14 protein-coding genes are annotated in these 17929 nt (G+C 47.2%); 13 read left to right on the top strand and 1 reads right to left on the bottom strand.

Annotation, left to right across the window (positions count from 1 at the left end):
* Window positions 1–4: 4 nt before the first annotated feature.
* The 3 genes from LKE33_11880 to LKE33_11870 all read left to right on the top strand — a co-directional run bounded on the left by LKE33_11880 (window position 5) and on the right by LKE33_11870 (window position 2347).
* Entirely contained in the window at window positions 5–571 is a 567-nt protein-coding gene (locus tag LKE33_11880; protein MCH3951614.1) for a sugar O-acetyltransferase, read from the top strand.
* A 41-nt stretch (window positions 572–612) separates the two neighbouring features.
* Entirely contained in the window at window positions 613–1266 is a 654-nt protein-coding gene (locus tag LKE33_11875) for a DUF2271 domain-containing protein (protein MCH3951613.1), read from the top strand.
* A 73-nt stretch (window positions 1267–1339) separates the two neighbouring features.
* Window positions 1340–2347 (top strand): alpha/beta hydrolase, encoded by a 1008-nt coding sequence (locus tag LKE33_11870; GenBank protein ID MCH3951612.1) that lies wholly within the window; start codon window positions 1340–1342, stop codon window positions 2345–2347.
* Between the two features lie 85 nt (window positions 2348–2432).
* Here the strand turns inward: LKE33_11870 and LKE33_11865 are convergent, their stop codons facing one another.
* Window positions 2433–2819: a nuclear transport factor 2 family protein gene (locus LKE33_11865; protein MCH3951611.1), complete on the bottom strand. Its 387-nt coding sequence runs from the start codon at window positions 2817–2819 to the stop codon at window positions 2433–2435.
* 376 nt (window positions 2820–3195) lie between these two features.
* On the opposite strand from LKE33_11865, the gene LKE33_11860 reads away from it, so the two are divergent.
* The 10 genes from LKE33_11860 to LKE33_11815 all read left to right on the top strand — a co-directional run bounded on the left by LKE33_11860 (window position 3196) and on the right by LKE33_11815 (window position 17919).
* Window positions 3196–4509 carry an amidohydrolase gene (locus tag LKE33_11860; GenBank protein MCH3951610.1) on the top strand — a complete coding sequence of 438 codons (1314 nt, stop codon included), beginning with the start codon at window positions 3196–3198 and terminating at the stop codon, window positions 4507–4509.
* A gap of 10 nt (window positions 4510–4519) precedes the next feature.
* A complete protein-coding gene (locus LKE33_11855; GenBank protein ID MCH3951609.1) occupies window positions 4520–5323 on the top strand; it encodes a DUF3100 domain-containing protein in 804 nt (267 codons plus the stop codon).
* A 47-nt stretch (window positions 5324–5370) separates the two neighbouring features.
* Window positions 5371–5859 (top strand): hypothetical protein, encoded by a 489-nt coding sequence (locus LKE33_11850; GenBank protein ID MCH3951608.1) that lies wholly within the window; start codon window positions 5371–5373, stop codon window positions 5857–5859.
* 19 nt (window positions 5860–5878) lie between these two features.
* The gene (locus LKE33_11845) at window positions 5879–7237 is read left to right on the top strand and encodes a D-serine ammonia-lyase (protein MCH3951607.1); all 1359 of its coding nucleotides are present in this window, start codon (window positions 5879–5881) and stop codon (window positions 7235–7237) included.
* Window positions 7238–7405: 168 nt separating this feature from the next.
* Window positions 7406–7954, top strand: coding sequence for a helix-turn-helix domain-containing protein (locus tag LKE33_11840; protein MCH3951606.1), 549 nt, complete (start codon window positions 7406–7408; stop codon window positions 7952–7954).
* Window positions 7955–8176: 222 nt separating this feature from the next.
* On the top strand, window positions 8177–8545 hold the full coding sequence (locus LKE33_11835) for an AzlC family ABC transporter permease (GenBank protein MCH3951605.1): 369 nt from the start codon (window positions 8177–8179) through the stop codon (window positions 8543–8545).
* Between the two features lie 336 nt (window positions 8546–8881).
* On the top strand, window positions 8882–9202 hold the full coding sequence (locus LKE33_11830; protein MCH3951604.1) for an AzlD domain-containing protein: 321 nt from the start codon (window positions 8882–8884) through the stop codon (window positions 9200–9202).
* 108 nt (window positions 9203–9310) lie between these two features.
* Entirely contained in the window at window positions 9311–10249 is a 939-nt protein-coding gene (locus tag LKE33_11825) for an alpha/beta fold hydrolase (protein ID MCH3951603.1), read from the top strand.
* 639 nt (window positions 10250–10888) lie between these two features.
* Complete coding sequence (locus tag LKE33_11820; protein ID MCH3951602.1) at window positions 10889–13987, top strand: autotransporter outer membrane beta-barrel domain-containing protein; 3099 nt, start codon at window positions 10889–10891, stop codon at window positions 13985–13987.
* Window positions 13988–14667: 680 nt separating this feature from the next.
* Window positions 14668–17919: an autotransporter outer membrane beta-barrel domain-containing protein gene (locus LKE33_11815; GenBank protein ID MCH3951601.1), complete on the top strand. Its 3252-nt coding sequence runs from the start codon at window positions 14668–14670 to the stop codon at window positions 17917–17919.
* Window positions 17920–17929: the final 10 nt, after the last annotated feature.

Raw genomic sequence — 17929 nt, 5'->3', positions numbered from 1 at the left:
TATCATGATGACAGAAGTTGAAAAATTGGATGCGGGGCTTCCCTATGATATGACGGACCCCGGCGTAAACGGCCGCAAGCTTCATGCCGTGAAGATGGCCGATGCCCTCGAAGCTGTCCCCGTGACAGACCACGAAAAAAGAATTCAGGCCATCAGGAATCTCTTCGGCAGTGTCGGTGAAAATCCGGAAGTTCTGCCCGGATTTCGCTGCGACAACGGCAGCAACATTCATGTCGGCGACGATTTTCTCGCAAATTACAACGTAACGATTCTTGATATTGCACCGGTTTATATCGGGAGCCATGTGCTTATCGGGCCGAACACCCTTATCAGCACGGTCAACCATCCTCTGACACCTGCCGGCCGCAGGAAGCATCTCGGCATTGCTAAACCAGTGCATATCGGTGACGATGTGTGGATTGGCGGCAACGTGACCATTGTGCCCGGTGTGACGATTGGCAACAACGTCATTATTGCAGCTGGTGCCGTTGTGACAAAGGATGTGCCTGATAATGTGCTGATTGGCGGCGTGCCGGCAAAAGTGCTCCGCGAGCTCGAAAATGATTTATAATAGTCAGTACTCAATTGAGCTCTGAATAGGAGGGTATTGACATGAAAATAAGAGAAAAAAATATCATTCTTATCGGGCTTCTGGCTCTGACTCTTATCGGCGGCTGCAGCAATGAAAAGCAGCCCGCACAGGCGCAAAATGCTGCGACTCAGCAAACTGAGACGTCTCAAAAGACGGAAAAAGCGCAGAAAACAGATCAGCAGCCCGGTACGCTGACACTGACGTATACGTACAAACCAAAGTCCGGTGCATGGTCCAATCAGATGGCTGTCTGGATTGAGAACGCGGAGGGTAAAGTCGTGCGGACCCTCATGGCGACGCGCTTTACTGCCCAAGGCGGTTACCAAATCCGGGAAATGTCGATTCCGACATGGGTCAAAAAATCGAATCTTGCCCAAATGGACAGCAAGGATGTAGACGCTTTGACGAGCGCTACGCCTCAGGGTGGAACTCATACTCTTATCTGGGACGGCAAAGATGCCAAAGGGCAGCCGGTTCCGGACGGCTCCTATAAGGTTGTCATGGAAGCAACGCTCTATAAGTACAGCGATGAGCTCTTTACAGGAAGCTTCACCAAAGGTAGTCAGGATCAGAACGTGACCATGGAGGCTACGCTGACGCAGGAACCGGAACATAAAGAAAACCGCGACATGATATCGGATGTCAGTGCGGTCTATAAAGGTACAGCGAAGTGAGCAGCAGAACACTCCCTTCTGTTTCAGGATTGAGCAGGGGGAGTGTTTTTTATAGCAAATTCTGGAGGGAAAGATGATGAAACAGAGAAAAGGATACCAACTTTTTGTGGTAGGACTGATGGCAGGAACTTTTTTCACTGGTCTTGGCATGGCAGAAGCCGCCTATGTAAATCCTTATCAATATCCGGAAACGGCCGCCATGACGACCCGTGCAGATAAAATGAAGTATATGGAAAACAAGACGGCGACTATGTTTAAAGGCACAAAAAAGGCAGAAGAGGCCTATGTCGTTCCTAAAGGCTGGACGGAAGACCTGACTACCTTCAAAAACGTCCGGGTCGAAAAGTATATGCCACAAAAGAAAGGAACGGACCGCGTTCTGTTTTTCCTCCATGGAGGCGGCTACGTGCAGGGAATTTCCAATGGTTATCGCGATTGGGCCATTGCCCAGTCCCATGCATTAGGTGACGGCGATACGTATCTTTTAAATTACCGCATTGCACCGGAAGCCTTGTACCCTGAGATCCTGAACGAAGCAGTTGCAGCCTATAAGGCCATCCTTTCTTCCGGCGTTCCGGCCGATAAGATTGTTGTTGCCGGTGATTCGGCAGGCGGAAACCTGACAACCGTACTCGCTTTATACGCCCGTGACCATCAGCTGCCCATGCCGGGCCTTCTGGTTCTCTATTCTCCCTGGGAAGATGCCGGTCATCTTCCGACGCACGATACGAATGTGAAGAAAGATCTGGTCCTGGGAGAAAATAATCCGTCCATGCTGAAAGCTGTCAATAACAATGAGGATTACTTCTGTACGGCTGATTTGAAAGATCCGTACGTATCTCCGATTTACGCTGACCTTAAAAATCTGCCGCCTACTCTGATTATCGGCGGAAAGAATGAACTTTTTGTAGACGATATGGCACTCTACACGAATCATGCCCAGGCGGCCGGCAGCACGGTGGAAATGCATCTCTTCGACGATATGTCCCACGATTGGCCGTTTATCTTCCCGGAACTTTCCGAAGCTAAGGAAACATATACGTTAATGAGTTCCTTTGCAGATAAATATATGAAAGACTGATTAAACAACGAGAATACGCTTTTCCTAAAAACTAAAAAAGACAGGTATCCGTAAAATTTCGGGTATCTGTCTTTTTATTTTGTCTTTATTTTTTCGAATAATGCACGTGGCACAATTTCCATTGTCCATCAATACATTTTACGACTTGTGTTTCTATACCACTGATGCCATAGGCGGAATCGTCCTGCCTTTTAATGCATTCCGTGTGATAGCGGAAGATTACAATGGCCGTATCTTCTGTCAGCTGATGGATTTCCGGCTCTTCATCCGCTATAAGAGTAATTTCTTTATAGGCTTTTTGGATAGCTCCAATCAGAAAATTGGAGACGATGGAATCTGTCCCGCAATATACCTTGGCGACAGAAATCATGGTATCAGCGTCAGAGCCGCTCCAAAGGGAGCGGAATTCCTGTTTATCCTGTGAATGAATAGCTGCTATATACCGATTTACGAGATCCTTGATTTCAGACATATTTTTTACCTCCCTTGAGGATTTTTTTAATTCAAGTATAGCAGATGCTGCCGTTTTAATACAAAAAATGAAAGGAGGAGCTGCGTGTCTCAGAGTGTTACCGTTTATGCCTGCCATAATGGAGAAGTTAAACACCCTACAATCCATAACGAAGGTGCAGTCGTAGAAAAACTTACCTGTTTTACCGGTGTACGCATCTCATCCTTAATGATCTTTTTGATGATATTTTGAAGCAGAATTTAATTATATTTAAAAATACAAAAAAACGTTAAATTTTGCTTGACAAAAGTGTTAAACGGTGTTAAATATATATTAACAAAAATATTTAACACCGTAAAATATTAGTTAACAGAATGACTTTAAAGGAGGAGAAAAAATGCGTACAAAAGAGCAGTTAAAGAAAGAGGCTTGTGAAGCGATTGACCGGAACAGAGATAAAATTTATGCCTTTGCAGAATCAATTTTTGCTGAGCCGGAGCTGGGATATCGCGAAGAGAAGACTTCAAGAAAGTTCCAGAAATTGCTGGATGAAATCGGATTTGAACATCAAGATCATGTGGCACTGACCGGTGTAATTGCCAATCAAAAGGGCAAGGAAAGCCGTATGAAGCTTGCAATCATGGGAGAACTGGACGCCGTGCTCGTTCCCGGACATCCCCATGCAGACTGCCATACCGGTGCTGCTCATGCGTGCGGACATCACTGCATGATGGCAGGTCTCGCCGGGGCCGCCTATGCAATCCATGATGCCCATCTGATGGATGATCTCTATGGAGATATCGCATTGATGGCAGTCCCGGGTGAAGAGTTTGTTGAACTTGAATACCGTAACAATCTGAAAAATCAGGGGAAGATTTCCTTCCTGAGCGGCAAACAAGAATTCATCAAATTGGGAGTCATGGATGATGTGGATGCTATGATTATGCAGCACATTTTCTCTCAGGGTGATCAGCCCATCAAGGCAATGGCAGGAAACCGCACCATCGGTTTTGTGGGTAAACTGATTCGCTATATCGGGAAGGCGGCTCATGCAGGTGTTGCACCTTACAAGGGAATCAACGCTCTCAACGCAGCAGAACTCGGCTTGGCCGCTATTCACGCACAGCGTGAAACTTTCCGCGATGAAGATCATATCCGTGTACATCCGATTATCACCAAGGGCGGTGATTTGGTAAACGTTGTCCCGGCTGATGTACGTCTTGAAACGTATGTAAGAGGTGCCAGCATGGATGCCATTATCGATGCGAGCAAGAAGGTTAACCGCGCACTGCAGGCAGGAGCTTATGCAGTCGGTGCTGAATGCAAGATTACCGAACTTCCAGGATATCTTCCTGTTCGCCATTACCAGCCTCTTGATGAGGTTGTTTACAACAACCTGAAACATTTCTTCGGAGATGAGCATACGGAATGTATTTCCGAATGGGACGGCGGCTCTACCGATGCCGGCAATATTTCCCAGCTTCTCCCGACCGTACATGCTTACATCGCTGCTTCCAAGGGAGATATGCACAGTGAGAACTATGAAATCATTGATAAGGAAACGGCGTATCTGACGACGGCAAAGGTGCTGATCTGCTCAGCCATCGATATGCTGGCCGAAGGAGCCGAAACGGGCCTTGCAGTAATCAAAGACTATAAACCGGCTATGACGAAAGAAGAGTACCTGAATACCTGGGGTAAGCTTGAGTGAGGAAAAAGCCATGAAGAAGAATTTGATGGACGTGAAGATTCATTTACTTGCCTTTGCCTTGACGGTAGTGGCAGAGATGATAGGAACGGTAAAATTTGATTTCGGTATTGCAGCATTTGCAATCTTTCCCATGCTCTATGCGCTGATTTTCGGAACGATACTGGGAGGCCTCAAGGTGATTCCTAAAGAAATCATGGAAAAGGCTTCTCCGTACGGACCAATCTGTGCCACACTGGTTGTAGCTAAGTGCGGCACGGGAATCGGCCCTAACCTCGACATCGTCCGTCAGGCAGGTATTGCCATGATTTTGCAGGAATTTGGCAGTATCATGACAGTTATCCTGGCCCTTCCCATTGCTATTGCAGTGTTCCATATGGGGCGCGCCGCGGTTGGATGCAGTTTCTCTATTTCCAGAGAAGAAGGTATTGCAATCATCGGCAGCAAGTATGGCCTGGATTCTGACGAAGGCCTTGGCGTCATGGGTGGGTACGTGACCGGTACAATCCTCGGAACGCTCTTTGTCGGTATTATCACATCCCTCTTGTCATCACTGCATGTGTTTCATCCCTATGCACTGGCTATGGCCTGCGGAAGTGGATCTACTTCGATGATGATGGCCGGAATTGCTTCGGTTATTGAATATTATCCTGATTACGCAAATGAAATTACCGCATTTGCTACGTCTAGTAACGTGCTAAGTTCCGTAGATAGTTTTTACAAGTATCTTCTGATTACTCTGCCGATGTGTAATTTTGTTTACGCGGCCATGACAAAGCACAATCCTCATTATAAAAATGGGGTTCCTGTTAAATAGGTAACTGAAAAGACTGCAGTGGAGCAGGTAACAGTTAAGGAGGTAGAATGATGACAGTTCAGGAATGGGTTCAGCGCATTAAAGTATTATTGGTTTCTTTGTGCATCGCTTCCGTGGCGAATTATATCCTGACCGGCAAATCCGGTGCGGCAGTGAGCCCTCTTGAGGCTCTTCCAGGGCTTCTTATATTGGCAGCATGTGTGCTGCTTGCGACCTTGGTGGAGAACATAATTAGTATGATTCTGCCGAAAAATTTTCCGGATATCGTATACATCTCATTGGCGGCAATCCTGATTTCCATTCCGGGACTATTCCCGTTCTCTGAGTTCTGTATAGCTCATATTGAAAAAGTTGAACTGATGAGCTTGATCACCGTGCTTATGGCCTATACGGGAATTTCTGTAGGGAAAGACTTGAATACTTTCCGCCAACAGGGTATATCTATAGTTGTGGTATCACTGATTACTTTCTTTGGAACATTTTTCGGCTCGGTTATTATTGGTCAGGCTGTTCTTTCACTGACCGGTGTCATCTGATACAGGGGGATTGAAATCAATGAAAATCTTGGGACATGATTATGCAGAGTGGGTCAGGAAATATCCACTGATTGATAAGATGTGCAAACTGGAAGAAGTATTCTGGCTCAATGCCGGAAAAAAGCCCGCGGCTGAAGCAATTCCCGAAGCAGAACTTTCCATGGCAGACATCCGGGATGCGGAAGCACGTCTGGCACGGTTTGCACCTTACTTTCAGGCAGCGTTTCCGGAGACGAAAGCCACGGGAGGCATCATTGAAAGTCCGCTTCGTCCGATTGAAAAAATGAAGAAAGAACTTGATGCCATGTACGGTACGGAAATCAAGGGAAATCTTCTGCTGAAGTGTGACAGTCATCTTCCTATCTCCGGTTCTATCAAAGCCAGGGGCGGCATTTATGAGGTACTGAAGTTCGCCGAGGATGTGGCACTGAAAAGCGGAATGCTGCACTTGACTGATGATTATTCCGTTCTCCTGGAACCAAAGTTTAAAAAACTTTTCTCGGAATACAGCATTGCTGTAGGATCTACCGGCAACCTGGGACTTTCTATTGGAATCATCAGCGCAACATTGGGTTTTAAGGTAACTGTCCATATGTCGGCCGACGCCAGACAGTGGAAGAAGGATATGCTCCGTGAGAAAGGCGTATTGGTGAAGGAGTATGATAAGGACTACAGCGTTGCTGTTGCCCAGGGAAGGAAAGAAGCTGAAGCTGACCCCAAGTGCCATTTTGTCGATGATGAAAAATCCAGAACACTGTTTTTGGGCTATACAGTAGCGGCACTGCGTGTTGAAAAGCAACTGAAAAAGGCTGGGATTCCCGTCGATTCAAACCATCCGTTATTTGTCTACCTGCCTTGTGGTGTAGGTGGAGGACCCGGAGGAGTAGCCTTTGGCCTGAAACAGGTATTTGGTGACAATGTACACTGCTTCTTCGCAGAACCTGTGCATTCTGCATGCATGCTGCTGGGAATGATGACCGGCTTGCATGATAAAGTTTCGGTTCAGGATTTTGGTATCGACAATAAGACTGCGGCAGACGGCCTGGCAGTGGGAAGACCTTCCAGCTTTGTCGGAAGACTCATGACGCCATTCCTTTCCGGAATCTACACGCTGACGGATGAGCACATGTATCAGATGCTTGCAAAATTATTCGATTCCGAACATATTGCCCTGGAACCGAGCGCCCTCGCCGGCATGGCAGGTCCCAGCCGTATATTCGGAACGGCATCCGGCAGGCAGTATCTGCAGAAGGAGCATTTAACGGAAGTGATGAGTCAATCGACTCACATCGTCTGGGCAACAGGCGGCGGTATGGTTCCTGAAAGAATCATGAAGCAGTACTACGAAAAGGGAAAATCCCTGGAAGCAGAAAAGTAAAAGTTTGCGTTGCGATAATTCTTCTGATATGATTAATTAAGTCGAATCCCCGGAATAGTGAATCGGGAGGGGGTATACTGCCCTCTCCCGATTGGAGTAAGCTTTTTAGTTTTTTGTGCTTGAAGCTTACAATGGGGAAGAAGATTATTGTCAGCTGGAGGAGGAATTATGGCAGAAATCAATATAGGCAAAAAACTCCAGACCTTTAGAGCTGAGAAAGGCATGTCCATTCGTGAATTAGCTCAGGCATCCGGAGTTACGGCCTCCATGTTAAGCCAGATTGAACGCGGACTGGCGAATCCCTCTATCAAAACCTTAAAGGATATTTCTGAAACACTGAATGTTCCGTTATATTTGTTTTTTAAAGAAGAGGAAGAGACAGAGATCGTTGTTCGTAAGGATAAGCGGAGAACAATGGGAAAACCGGAAGAGCAGGATACCGTATATTCCCTGCTTACACCGGGGTCGATGGGCAATATAGAATTTTGTATCATGGAGCTTCATGAAGGCGCTGAATCAGCCAGAATGGTCAGCCATATAGGCGAGGAAGTTGCTTATGTGCTGGACGGTCCTATTGAAGTTTATGTGGATGAGAATCATTATGTCCTTGAAACAGGGGATTCCATTCGAATCGCTCCACAGAGTCTCCATAAATGGGCCAACCATTCTGAAAAGGCTGCCAAGATTATCTTTGCTATATCACCACCGAGTTTCTAAGATTTTTATACTGCAATTGTGTCTCACAGCAGAAAAAAACAATATCGCATTGCCAAGGACGGCTGAGTCTGCTATTTTTTGAAAAAGCAGGTACAGACGCCCTTTTTATTATATATAGAATCAGATTTTATACTTTTGCTAAAGCACCTCGACGATTTTTTTGCTACAATGGTGAGAATAAATTTTGCGCCTATGGGAGACGAGAGAGGGAAGGGAGTTTTGTTGGCCAGGGCATTCTTTACGAAAAACTTCTGGGACGGCGCCCAAGCGGCTGTGCCGCCGGGACTGGGCTGCATTCCTGACGGCCTTTCCATCGGTCTTCTCGCCATGCAGGCAGGAATGAGTAAACTTGAGGGAATTCTTCTTTCCGTTCTTGTCATGGCCGGAGCTTCGGAACTCATGACCATCGGCATGATGACGGCAGGGGCTCCCGTGGCAGCTATTATCCTGGGAACTTTTTTCCTGAACTTGCGGCACTTTGTCATGAGTGCCTCTGTCTGGAGGCGCATTGAAGGGGCAAGTCTGGGAGATAAGCTTCTGGGCTCTTTTGCTCTTTGCGACGAATCGTTTGCAGTCTTTTCCCTGTCGTAGGAACGGAGCTATCCTTTCCTTCTGGGGGCCAATACGTCCATGTATTTCTTTTTTGTCCTCAGTACGGTAGGCGGCTGCTTCCTGACTGATTTTCTTCCGCCCATTGTCATTGATAGCTTTGGTATTGCTTTTTTTATGCAGCTTTTATTGCGCTCCTCATTCCTCACGCCAAAGGAAATCGCCGCCTGTCTTTGCTGGTTTTGCTGACAGCCCTTCTCAACTGGGGAATGGGACAGGTGTGATGCCCGGCAGCTGGGCAGTCATTACATCGATGATTTTAGGGGCCTTCGCAGGCGTTTATTTCATGCCCGACTTGGCAGGAAGCGGGGTGGAATCATGAATACGTCCCTGATGATTATGATTCTGGGCATGGCCCTCGTGACCTATGTACCCCAGGTGCTCCCGTCCCTTATTATGGAAAAAATCGTACTGCCTAAAAAGGTGGAAAAGTTTCTCACGATGATTCCTTGTACAGCGATGGCAGCCTTGATCTTTCCGGGCATCCTGAGTGTCGACACGGCACACAGGGAGATCGGCGTCTTCGGCGGTCTGATTGCTGCCATTCTTGCATGGAAGAAAGTTCCTGTGATTCTCTGCGTCATAGCTGCGATTGCCCTGGATGTCCTTTTGTATATGACAGTGATTCCTCATGGGTGAGAAAATCGCCGCCCGCCTGTGGAAACATTAAAAGAGGTTTTTGAATTCAGGATACATAAGTGAAAAATGATTTATGGAACTCTCTTTCAAGGGTTCTCGGAGGAAACCATGGATAATAAGAAATCATTGCGGATTATGGTAGTGCTTTTGTCGGCTGCCGTTCTGATGGCAGATTCTCCGAATATACCCGCTGCCTTTGCGAAGGAAGCAGCAATGACGGTATCGGAGACTGCTTCACAGACTGCCGGCAAAATACTAGCCCGTCGGCACGCCTATACGGTTACGGAACAACCTGCCTTTAATGACGGAAAATATATTTATGGACAGCTTTATCGTCCAACGTGCAGTGGAAAAATGCCGCTCATTATTTTTTCTCATGGGCTTGGTGCCAGTCATGAAGTAGGTGTGGATTATGCCAAGGAGCTTGCATCACGGGGTGCCGCCGTCTATATTTTCGATTATCGCGGGGGCGGCGCTCAAAGCCGCAGCGAAGGAAAGACCACAGAAATGTCCGTGATGACGGAGGTCGCTGATCTGGAATCCGTGCTGAAGACTGCCGAAAACTGGGATTTTGTCGATAAGGACCATATCATTTTATTAGGAGAAAGCCAGGGAGGCGCGGTAGCCTCCATTGTGGCCAGCCGGCACACTGACAAATTGCAGGCAATGATTTTACTTTATCCGGCTTTCGTCATCACGGATGAACTGCATAAGCTTTATGCTTCCCTGGATGATGTGGACGATATCGTGAATTATCAGGATTGGATTACCTTAGGTAAAAAATATGCTGTCGATATGTGGAATTTCGATTTCTACGAGGATATGGGTAAGTTCAACAAGCCGGTGCTTCTGATTCATGGTGACAAGGATCAGACAGTTCCGGTGGGATATTCCGAAAGGGCAGCGGCAGTTTATCCTCAGGGAAAGCTTCATATCATTCATGGCACGGGCCATACGTTCCCGGAGCGAAGCAGCTTTCATGAGGCTATGAATGAAATTGTAGCTTTTTTGGAAAAACAGGATGTACTGTCTGGTGAAGTAAAATAGAACATGGAAATTCGGCAATGGATTCTCATGAATTAAAATGTTTTAAATAAGGGAATATTTTTACCTTAACTAAAGAAATATAGAAGCAGAGTGAAGCGACTCAAATTCGTTTCACTCTGCTTTTTTTACTGGTCGTGGTTTGTCATGTAGGCAGTAGAATTGCCGAAACAACGTTGTCATTAATTTTATAAAAACAGGTCTTTTGACTCAGGACAAAAGCCAAAAGTGTCTTTTTATTTTTTGACTTTCCTCGTTTTAGCTTCACAGATGGACGTCTCTGGCTATTATTAACCTAACTGTAAATATCCGCCAGATACGGTTGACAAATTATAGGAAAATCAATAAACTAAAATTATAGATAAAAAATTTCAATTAATATATAAATTTTTATAATAAAAATAAATAAGAGTGATTACAATTTTAAACTAGTTCAGAAATAGTTCAATAATTCTAAATATACCTTGTGACAACAGGACCATAAGGTGAGGCGATTCCAGGTCTTGTTTTGGAGGCAAGACTTGTTCTCTCGGGCACGAGTCTCTTACTGCTTCGTGATGCAGTAAGAATAAACCGATAAATATAGACTTATTAATTATTTGTTTTGAATATTTGAGTAACTGGGAATTAGGGGAGGACAAAATGAAAAGATTTTTTGGAAAAAAGGCAGCAGGCGTGCTCAGTGCCCTGCTTATGATGGGCATATACGGGCAGGCAGAGGCAAAGGATTATACGAATGCTCATTGGTGGTTTTATTCCGATCACGGCTCAAAAACTAAGATAGCATCAGATGAGTCTAACCAATTCTATATTAATTCCGAAGCTGACAATTACGAGGGAGCAGATGACGGAAAAGGGAATGTTGGTATTTGGGTGAGCGATGACTGGACTGTCAGTATTACGGCAACGGAAGGCGATAATACGGCGACAAGCCGTGACCAAGCGACTAGTACCGACTTTGAAAGATGGTGGGGAATATCTGTCGACGAAAATGCGCAGCTGGATTTGACGGCAGAAAAAGGCAGCAACAATATTATTGGCCTTGGCCCTAAAAACTATGGCGTCGGTGTATACCGCGGCGGTGTTGATCCAGATGCCACGCGGGGCGCTAATGTTAATATGACGGCCGGAAAAGACAATAAGATACGGGCTGCCACTATTGGCATATGGGGCGATTCTAAAAATCCCTGGTATCATAATAAGAAGGAGGACTTACCTCTTGCTGTCAATATTAAGTCCATCGGGGGCAATAATGAGATTATAGTTAATTCTACATCCGAAACCCTGGGAGCATACGGCATTGCCCCGGCTTACAAAGTGACAGTAAATGTAACCGCAGATGTAGGAAACAATACTGTTTCGGTCAGTGCGGCAGATGGTTTGGATGCCTATGGCATTCTCGCCCAACACAGTGGCGCTAACGTGAAACTTACAGCTACGGAGGGAAGTAACACTATTTCTTCCACGGAATGCGGCGTACTTACCTACGATTTCGCTGCAGTTGATATGACGGCTGGAAAAGATAATACCATTTCCGTAACGGCAAATGGAACCAGTGAGGATGAAAATGTCATTGGCATTAAAACTGAGGATGGCGGTACGGTCAATGTTTCCTCTGCTGGCGGGAACAATACTATTGAATCTAATTGCGCTTCCGAAGCTAAGGGCATTTATGATTTCTATGGCAGTACAACAGTAACAGCAGAAAACGGCAGCAATAACATTACGAGCACTGGGACAGCCGTACTTTCTGAAGCCGGCGAAACAACGATTACAGCTACGGGCGGCAGCAACATCATCGAGGGAACGGAAGCTGGCGTATACGCTACGTCTGGCGGCTCTGTGAACGTGACCGGTTCTTCACAAATCAGCAGTGATAATATAGCTCTTTTGGCGACCTCACCTTATACGGATTCGACCCAGACAGTGAATGCAGCCATCAACGTTAACTACGGCGCCGGCAGCAGCATTGACGGAGACATCGCCGCGATACAGGACGGTACGGTCACGGTTACCCCGGCAAGCAGCGATGCAGCAATCAATGTGACCGGTAATATCGTTGCTTACGGACATGAACCGATTGTCGTGGATTCAAGCACGAACACTACCCGTGAGGCAGAACCTTCGGAATATGTAGGCGGCACCGTGGACCTGGAACTTACGGGCGGCAGTACTTTTACGGGCACGTCCTCGGTGGCGTATGATCTCGCTGACGATAAAGGCACGGAACGGGAAGGTACCGTCAATATCGACCTGCCGGCCGATGCTCTGTGGTATATGACGGATTCCAGCAGTGTAACGAACCTTTCTGGCAATGGTGGCACGGTATACTATCAAAACGGCGGCTATTCCCTGCAGATTGGTACGCTGACAGGGTCCCACACATTTGCCATGGACCTTTCCATGGACGGAACCCAAAGTGATATGCTCTACATCAACGAAGGTACGAGCGATGAGCAGACGCTGCAGATCAAGAACTTGTCTGAACTCGACAGTGAAATGCAGGCCGGCGACGCAGTGCGTTTTGCCGTAGTAGGAAATTCGCTGGATGAATTCCGTGACGGTAAAGTCATCGCTACCACAACGAGCAGCCTCTATCGGAATACGTTAAGCATCGAATACCGCGACGTGGCAACGGATCCGCTCAATACGGAAGCTTATAACGACGAATATAACGGCGATGGAACGAACAAGCCGACTACAGCTGATGTGAATGCTCTTTACGTCGATCCTTACACGGATCCTCAGAACGTGTACGTCGTGAAGACATCCGAAGGGCTCAATGACGGTGCCGTGACGCCAAGCCGTAACCGTGACTTAATCTGGCGCTATATGACGACGCTGGATACGTTCACGAAGCGTGATGGTGAGGCACGGTACTTTACGGATGAAGGCAAGCGTGGCGCCTGGGTGCGTCTGGGCTACAGCAACTTAGGCGTTGACGGCGTCGGCGAACTCGACGGCAACACGTATGAACTGGGCTGGACAACGGTGTCCAGGCAGAATGACGAACGGAAGCATCGTTTCAGTGCATCCGTAGCCTACGGAAAGCCAAAAGGCCAATTCGAAGGGTATGGCGGCGACTTGACGGTACGGGATTTCTCCGTGAACCTCTACGATACGCACGAGTACTATCAATCTGCAGAGAAGCTCGCCAATAAGCCGGAGTGGAAGAAAGAGTCCCATGCTTATTGGGATAACTACTTGAAGTACCATCATGTGAAGACTGAATACGACGCTTATGATCATGTCGTCGGCACGAAGTATTCCGGAGACTACGACCAGGATGTGTGGAACCTTTCTACGGAATACGGTCATAAGCTCATGATGAACGAAGACTGGTTCTGGGTACCGCAGGCACAGCTGCAGCTGTCGTACCTCGGCAGCTACGATTACGTAGATTCCCAGGGCCTGCATGTCGACGGCGATAGTGACTGGAGTCTCATCGGCCGCCTGGGCTTTGACCTGGTTCGTGATATTCATGACAGCCGCGACAGTAAGATTTACTTCAAGGCATCACTGCTCCATGAATTCCTGGATGGCAACGATGTTACAACGAGCTATGACGGCGACCGCTATGTGAATGAAGGCGACCAGAGCGGTACATGGGGTGTAGTCGGTCTCGGCTTCAGCAGCAAGATCGGGGACAAACAGTACTTCTATCTGGATGCAGAGCGGTATTTTGGCAACGATTTTGAGAGAACTTACGATATCAGAGCGGGAGTCAACTGGAAGTTCTAAATAAAAGCTGTGGCTGCCTTCAGCAACAGTGCAGTAAAATTTTAGAGAAAGCAAATAAAAAGTAATTGTGGTAATGAGGCATACGCTTCTTTGGGGGCGTATGCCTTGATTTTTTATGAAGCTATCTTCCCCTGCAAAACGGTCTCCCTTATTCAATGCCGCATAGCTGCGTCGAATAAGCTCTCTAAAAAACTTACAACACTTTTTATTCGTGCAATTCTTTGCAAATAAACAGCCGATATTCAGTTGTCGCGCTGCCAGCAAATCCACGTACTGATTTTCTACCATGGATATAATCGTGGAAGCGGCATAGTGTCACAGTTTAAATGTTTATGACTATCGTTAACTCAGATGTTATTAATTTAGTTGACAAATTATTGAAAAATCAATAAACTAAAGAAATGGAAGAAGGTTCTTAAATAGTAAATTATTTTGTAAGATATCAATAAATAAAAACGTTTACTATTAAACCCTATTAATAGCAATTAATAATCTTTGTGTCAGCAGGCAGAACCATAATTATGAGGTATGAGTACCTTATTATGGGGCAGAAGCTATCCTTCCAGCGAGAACTTTTCTTTCTTTTTCACAATACGGTCAGAATAGTCTGATAAATGTGAATTTATTAACTATCTATTTTGACTATTGATGTAATTGTGGGGTATGAAGGAGGAATAAAAATGAGAAGGTTTATGGGGATAAAAGTGGCAGGGGTACTCAGTGCTCTGCTCATGATGGGCGTGTATGGTCAGGCTGAAGCAACAGTATATCTCAATACTCATTGGGATATCGATCAACCAAATGTCGTAGAATCGGATACGTCGAACCAGTTTTACATCGATTCCAGCGCTGACAATTACCAAGGCGCCAGCGGCGGTCAGGGAAACGTCGGCATCTGGGTGAAGAATGACGGTGTAGTTAGCATTACGGCAACAGAGGGTGACAATACTGCGACGAGCCGCGACCGCTCTACCAGCACAAATTATGACAGTTGGTGGGGTATTTCTGTTTCCAATACGGCTACGCTGTACTTGACGGCAGAAAAAGGCAGTAACAATATCATCGGTCTTGGGGCAAACGATTATGGCGCCGGAGTATACCAAGGCAGTAACCTCTACATGACGGCCGGTAAAGACAATATTATTCAGGGTACTAATTATGGCGTATGGGGCAATCCTTCACACGAATTTACGTTGGAAGGATATTCTACTACCATCAGCATTAAGTCTACCGGCGGCAATAATGAGATTACCGCTGATGCTACGTCTGTGGGTGGTCAATCGTTTGGCATTAGCGCAGAAGATTATTATCGCTATAAAGATGACCAAGGTGTTGGCCATACCGTGCATAATGACATAGAGGTAGATGTGACGGCAGATATTGGGAACAATACGATTTCAGCTAAGGGTGAAGCAGGTGTGGGCATCCTTGTCTGGGCAGACGATGATGATGATGAAGCCAGTGTGAATCTTACAGCCACTCAGGGCAGCAATACCGTATCTTCTACTTGGTACGGTATTTATTCTTACAATTCGACCATGAATATGACAGCCGGAACGGATAATACGGTGGAGGCGACGTCTCCCGGCAGCAGTGCAAGCTATTATTGCTATGGCATCTACGGATATGGCAGCAGTGTCAACCTGACGTCAGTAAGCGGAAATAACGTAGTCACGGTTTCCGGCCCGAAGTATTCGGCTGGGATCGCTAACTGGTTAAGCAGTGGGGAAACCAATCTCACTGCCCAAAACGGTTCCAATGAAATCATAGTGACGGGAATCAATGATGCCACGTATATTTCCGCTGTTGAAAATGTGGCCGGTACGGTCACAGTCTCTGCCACGAACGGGAACAATACCATTAAAGCCGAGAATGCTTCGGGTGCTATCGGAATCTACGATTGCTTCGGCAGTACGAAAGTGACGGCAGAAAACGGTAATAACGAGATTATGAGTTCGAATACAGCCGTGTATTCTGAAGGCGGCGAAACGGAAATTACGGCCACGGGCGGCAGCAACATCATTGAGGGAACGGAAGCCGGCGTATACGCTAAGTATGGCGGTTCTGTGAGCGTGACCGGTTCCTCGCAGATCAGCAGTGATAATATAGCTCTTATGGCGGCCGCACCATACACGGATTCGACCCAGACGGTGAACGCGGCAGTGAATGTCAACTATGGTGCTGACAGCACTATCGACGGCGATATCACCGCGATGCAGGACGGCACGGTAACAGTCACTCCGGCAAGCAGTGATGCAACAATCAATGTGACTAGTAATATTGTTGCCTACGGAAATGAGACACTTACCGATCCTTTGGAATATGAAGGTGGTACGGTGGAACTTGACCTTACGGGCGGCAGTACCTTTACAGGCACATCCTCGGTAGCGTATGACCTCGCTGACGACAAGGGAACAGAACGGGAAGGTACCGTCAATATCGACCTGCCGGCTGATGCCCTGTGGTACATGACGGATTCCAGCAGTGTAACGAACCTTTCCGGAAACGGCGGCACGGTATACTACCAAAACGGCGGCTATGCCCTGCAGATTGGTACGCTCACCGGTTCCCATACCTTTGCTATGGACTTTTCCATGGACGGAACCCAAAGTGATATGCTCTACATTAACGAAGGTACGAGCGACGAGCAGACGCTTCAGATTAAGAACCTGTCCGAACTCGACAGTGAAATGCAGGCCGGCGACGCGGTGCGTTTTGCCGTAGTGGGAAATTCCCTGGACGAATTTCGCGACGGCAAAGTGATTTCCACATCGACAAGCGGTCTTTACCGGAATACCTTAAGCATCGAATACCGCGACGTGGCAACGGATCCGCTCAATACGGAAGCTTATAATGACGAATATAACGGCGATGGCACGAATAAGCCGACCACAGCTGATGTCAATGCCCTCTACGTCGATCCTTACACGGATCCCCAGAACGTCTACGTCGTGAAGACAGCCGAGGGCCTCAACGATGGTGCCGTGACACCAAGCCGCAACCGTGACATGATCTGGCGCTATATGACGACGCTCGATACGTTCACGAAGCGCGATGGTGAGGCACGGTACTTTACGGATGAAGGCAAACGCGGCGCCTGGGTACGTCTGGGATACAGCAACTTAGGCGTTGACGGCGTCGGCGAACTCGATGGTAACACGTATGAACTGGGCTGGACAACGGTGTCCAGGCAGAATGACGAACGGAAGCACCGCTTCAGCGCCTCCGTGGCTTATGGGAAGCCAAAGGGCCACTTCGAAGGGTACGGCGGCGATTTGACGGTGCGGGATTTCTCCGTCAATCTCTATGATACGCACGAATATTATCCTTCTGCGGAGAAGCTGGCCAATAAGCCTGAATGGAAGAAAGAATCTCATGCTTATTGGGATAACTACTTGAAGTACCATCATGTGAAGACTGAATACGACGCGTACGATCATGTCGTCGGCACGAAGTATTCCGGAGACTACGACCAGAACGTGTGGAACCTTTCTACCGAATATGGCCATAAACTCATGCTAAGTAAGGACTGGTTCTGGGTACCGCAGGCACAGCTGCAGCTGTCTTACCTCGGCAGCTACGATTACGTGGATTCTCAGGGCCTGCATGTCGACGGCGACAGCGACTGGAGCCTTATCGGCCGTCTGGGCTTTGATTTGGTTCGCGATTTGCACGACAGCCGCGACAGCAAGATTTATTTCAAGGCATCACTGCTCCATGAATTCCTGGACGGCAATGATGTCACGACGAGCTATGACGGCGACCGTTACGTAAGCGAAGGCGACCAAAGTGGTACGTGGGGCGTAGTCGGTCTGGGCTTCAGCAGCAAGATTGGTGATAAACAATATTTCTATCTGGATGCAGAAAGATATTTTGGCAACGATTTTGAACGGACGTATGACATCAGAGCCGGAGTAAACTGGAAGTTCTAAGAAAAAAGCA

Origin of the sequence: Acidaminococcus sp. (assembly GCA_022482815.1) — a bacterium.
In the GTDB taxonomy this organism is placed as follows: domain Bacteria; phylum Bacillota; class Negativicutes; order Acidaminococcales; family Acidaminococcaceae; genus Acidaminococcus.
The sequence above is the reverse complement of the archived record's forward strand: the minus strand, read 5'-3'. Positions and strand labels throughout refer to the sequence as shown.

What these genes read in the sequence shown, in the direction of transcription:
- LKE33_11875 (MCH3951613.1), top strand. Translation starts at nt 613, where the DNA reads ATGAAAATAAGAGAAAAAAATATCATTCTTATCGGGCTTCTGGCTCTG.
- LKE33_11850 (MCH3951608.1), top strand. Translation starts at nt 5,371, where the DNA reads ATGATGACAGTTCAGGAATGGGTTCAGCGCATTAAAGTATTATTGGTT.
- LKE33_11865 (MCH3951611.1), bottom strand. Translation starts at nt 2,819, where the DNA reads ATGTCTGAAATCAAGGATCTCGTAAATCGGTATATAGCAGCTATTCAT.
- LKE33_11840 (MCH3951606.1), top strand. Translation starts at nt 7,406, where the DNA reads ATGGCAGAAATCAATATAGGCAAAAAACTCCAGACCTTTAGAGCTGAG.
- LKE33_11860 (MCH3951610.1), top strand. Translation starts at nt 3,196, where the DNA reads ATGCGTACAAAAGAGCAGTTAAAGAAAGAGGCTTGTGAAGCGATTGAC.
- LKE33_11830 (MCH3951604.1), top strand. Translation starts at nt 8,882, where the DNA reads ATGAATACGTCCCTGATGATTATGATTCTGGGCATGGCCCTCGTGACC.
- LKE33_11870 (MCH3951612.1), top strand. Translation starts at nt 1,340, where the DNA reads ATGATGAAACAGAGAAAAGGATACCAACTTTTTGTGGTAGGACTGATG.
- LKE33_11855 (MCH3951609.1), top strand. Translation starts at nt 4,520, where the DNA reads ATGAAGAAGAATTTGATGGACGTGAAGATTCATTTACTTGCCTTTGCC.
- LKE33_11820 (MCH3951602.1), top strand. Translation starts at nt 10,889, where the DNA reads ATGAAAAGATTTTTTGGAAAAAAGGCAGCAGGCGTGCTCAGTGCCCTG.
- LKE33_11825 (MCH3951603.1), top strand. Translation starts at nt 9,311, where the DNA reads ATGGATAATAAGAAATCATTGCGGATTATGGTAGTGCTTTTGTCGGCT.
- LKE33_11815 (MCH3951601.1), top strand. Translation starts at nt 14,668, where the DNA reads ATGAGAAGGTTTATGGGGATAAAAGTGGCAGGGGTACTCAGTGCTCTG.
- LKE33_11880 (MCH3951614.1), top strand. Translation starts at nt 5, where the DNA reads ATGATGACAGAAGTTGAAAAATTGGATGCGGGGCTTCCCTATGATATG.
- LKE33_11845 (MCH3951607.1), top strand. Translation starts at nt 5,879, where the DNA reads ATGAAAATCTTGGGACATGATTATGCAGAGTGGGTCAGGAAATATCCA.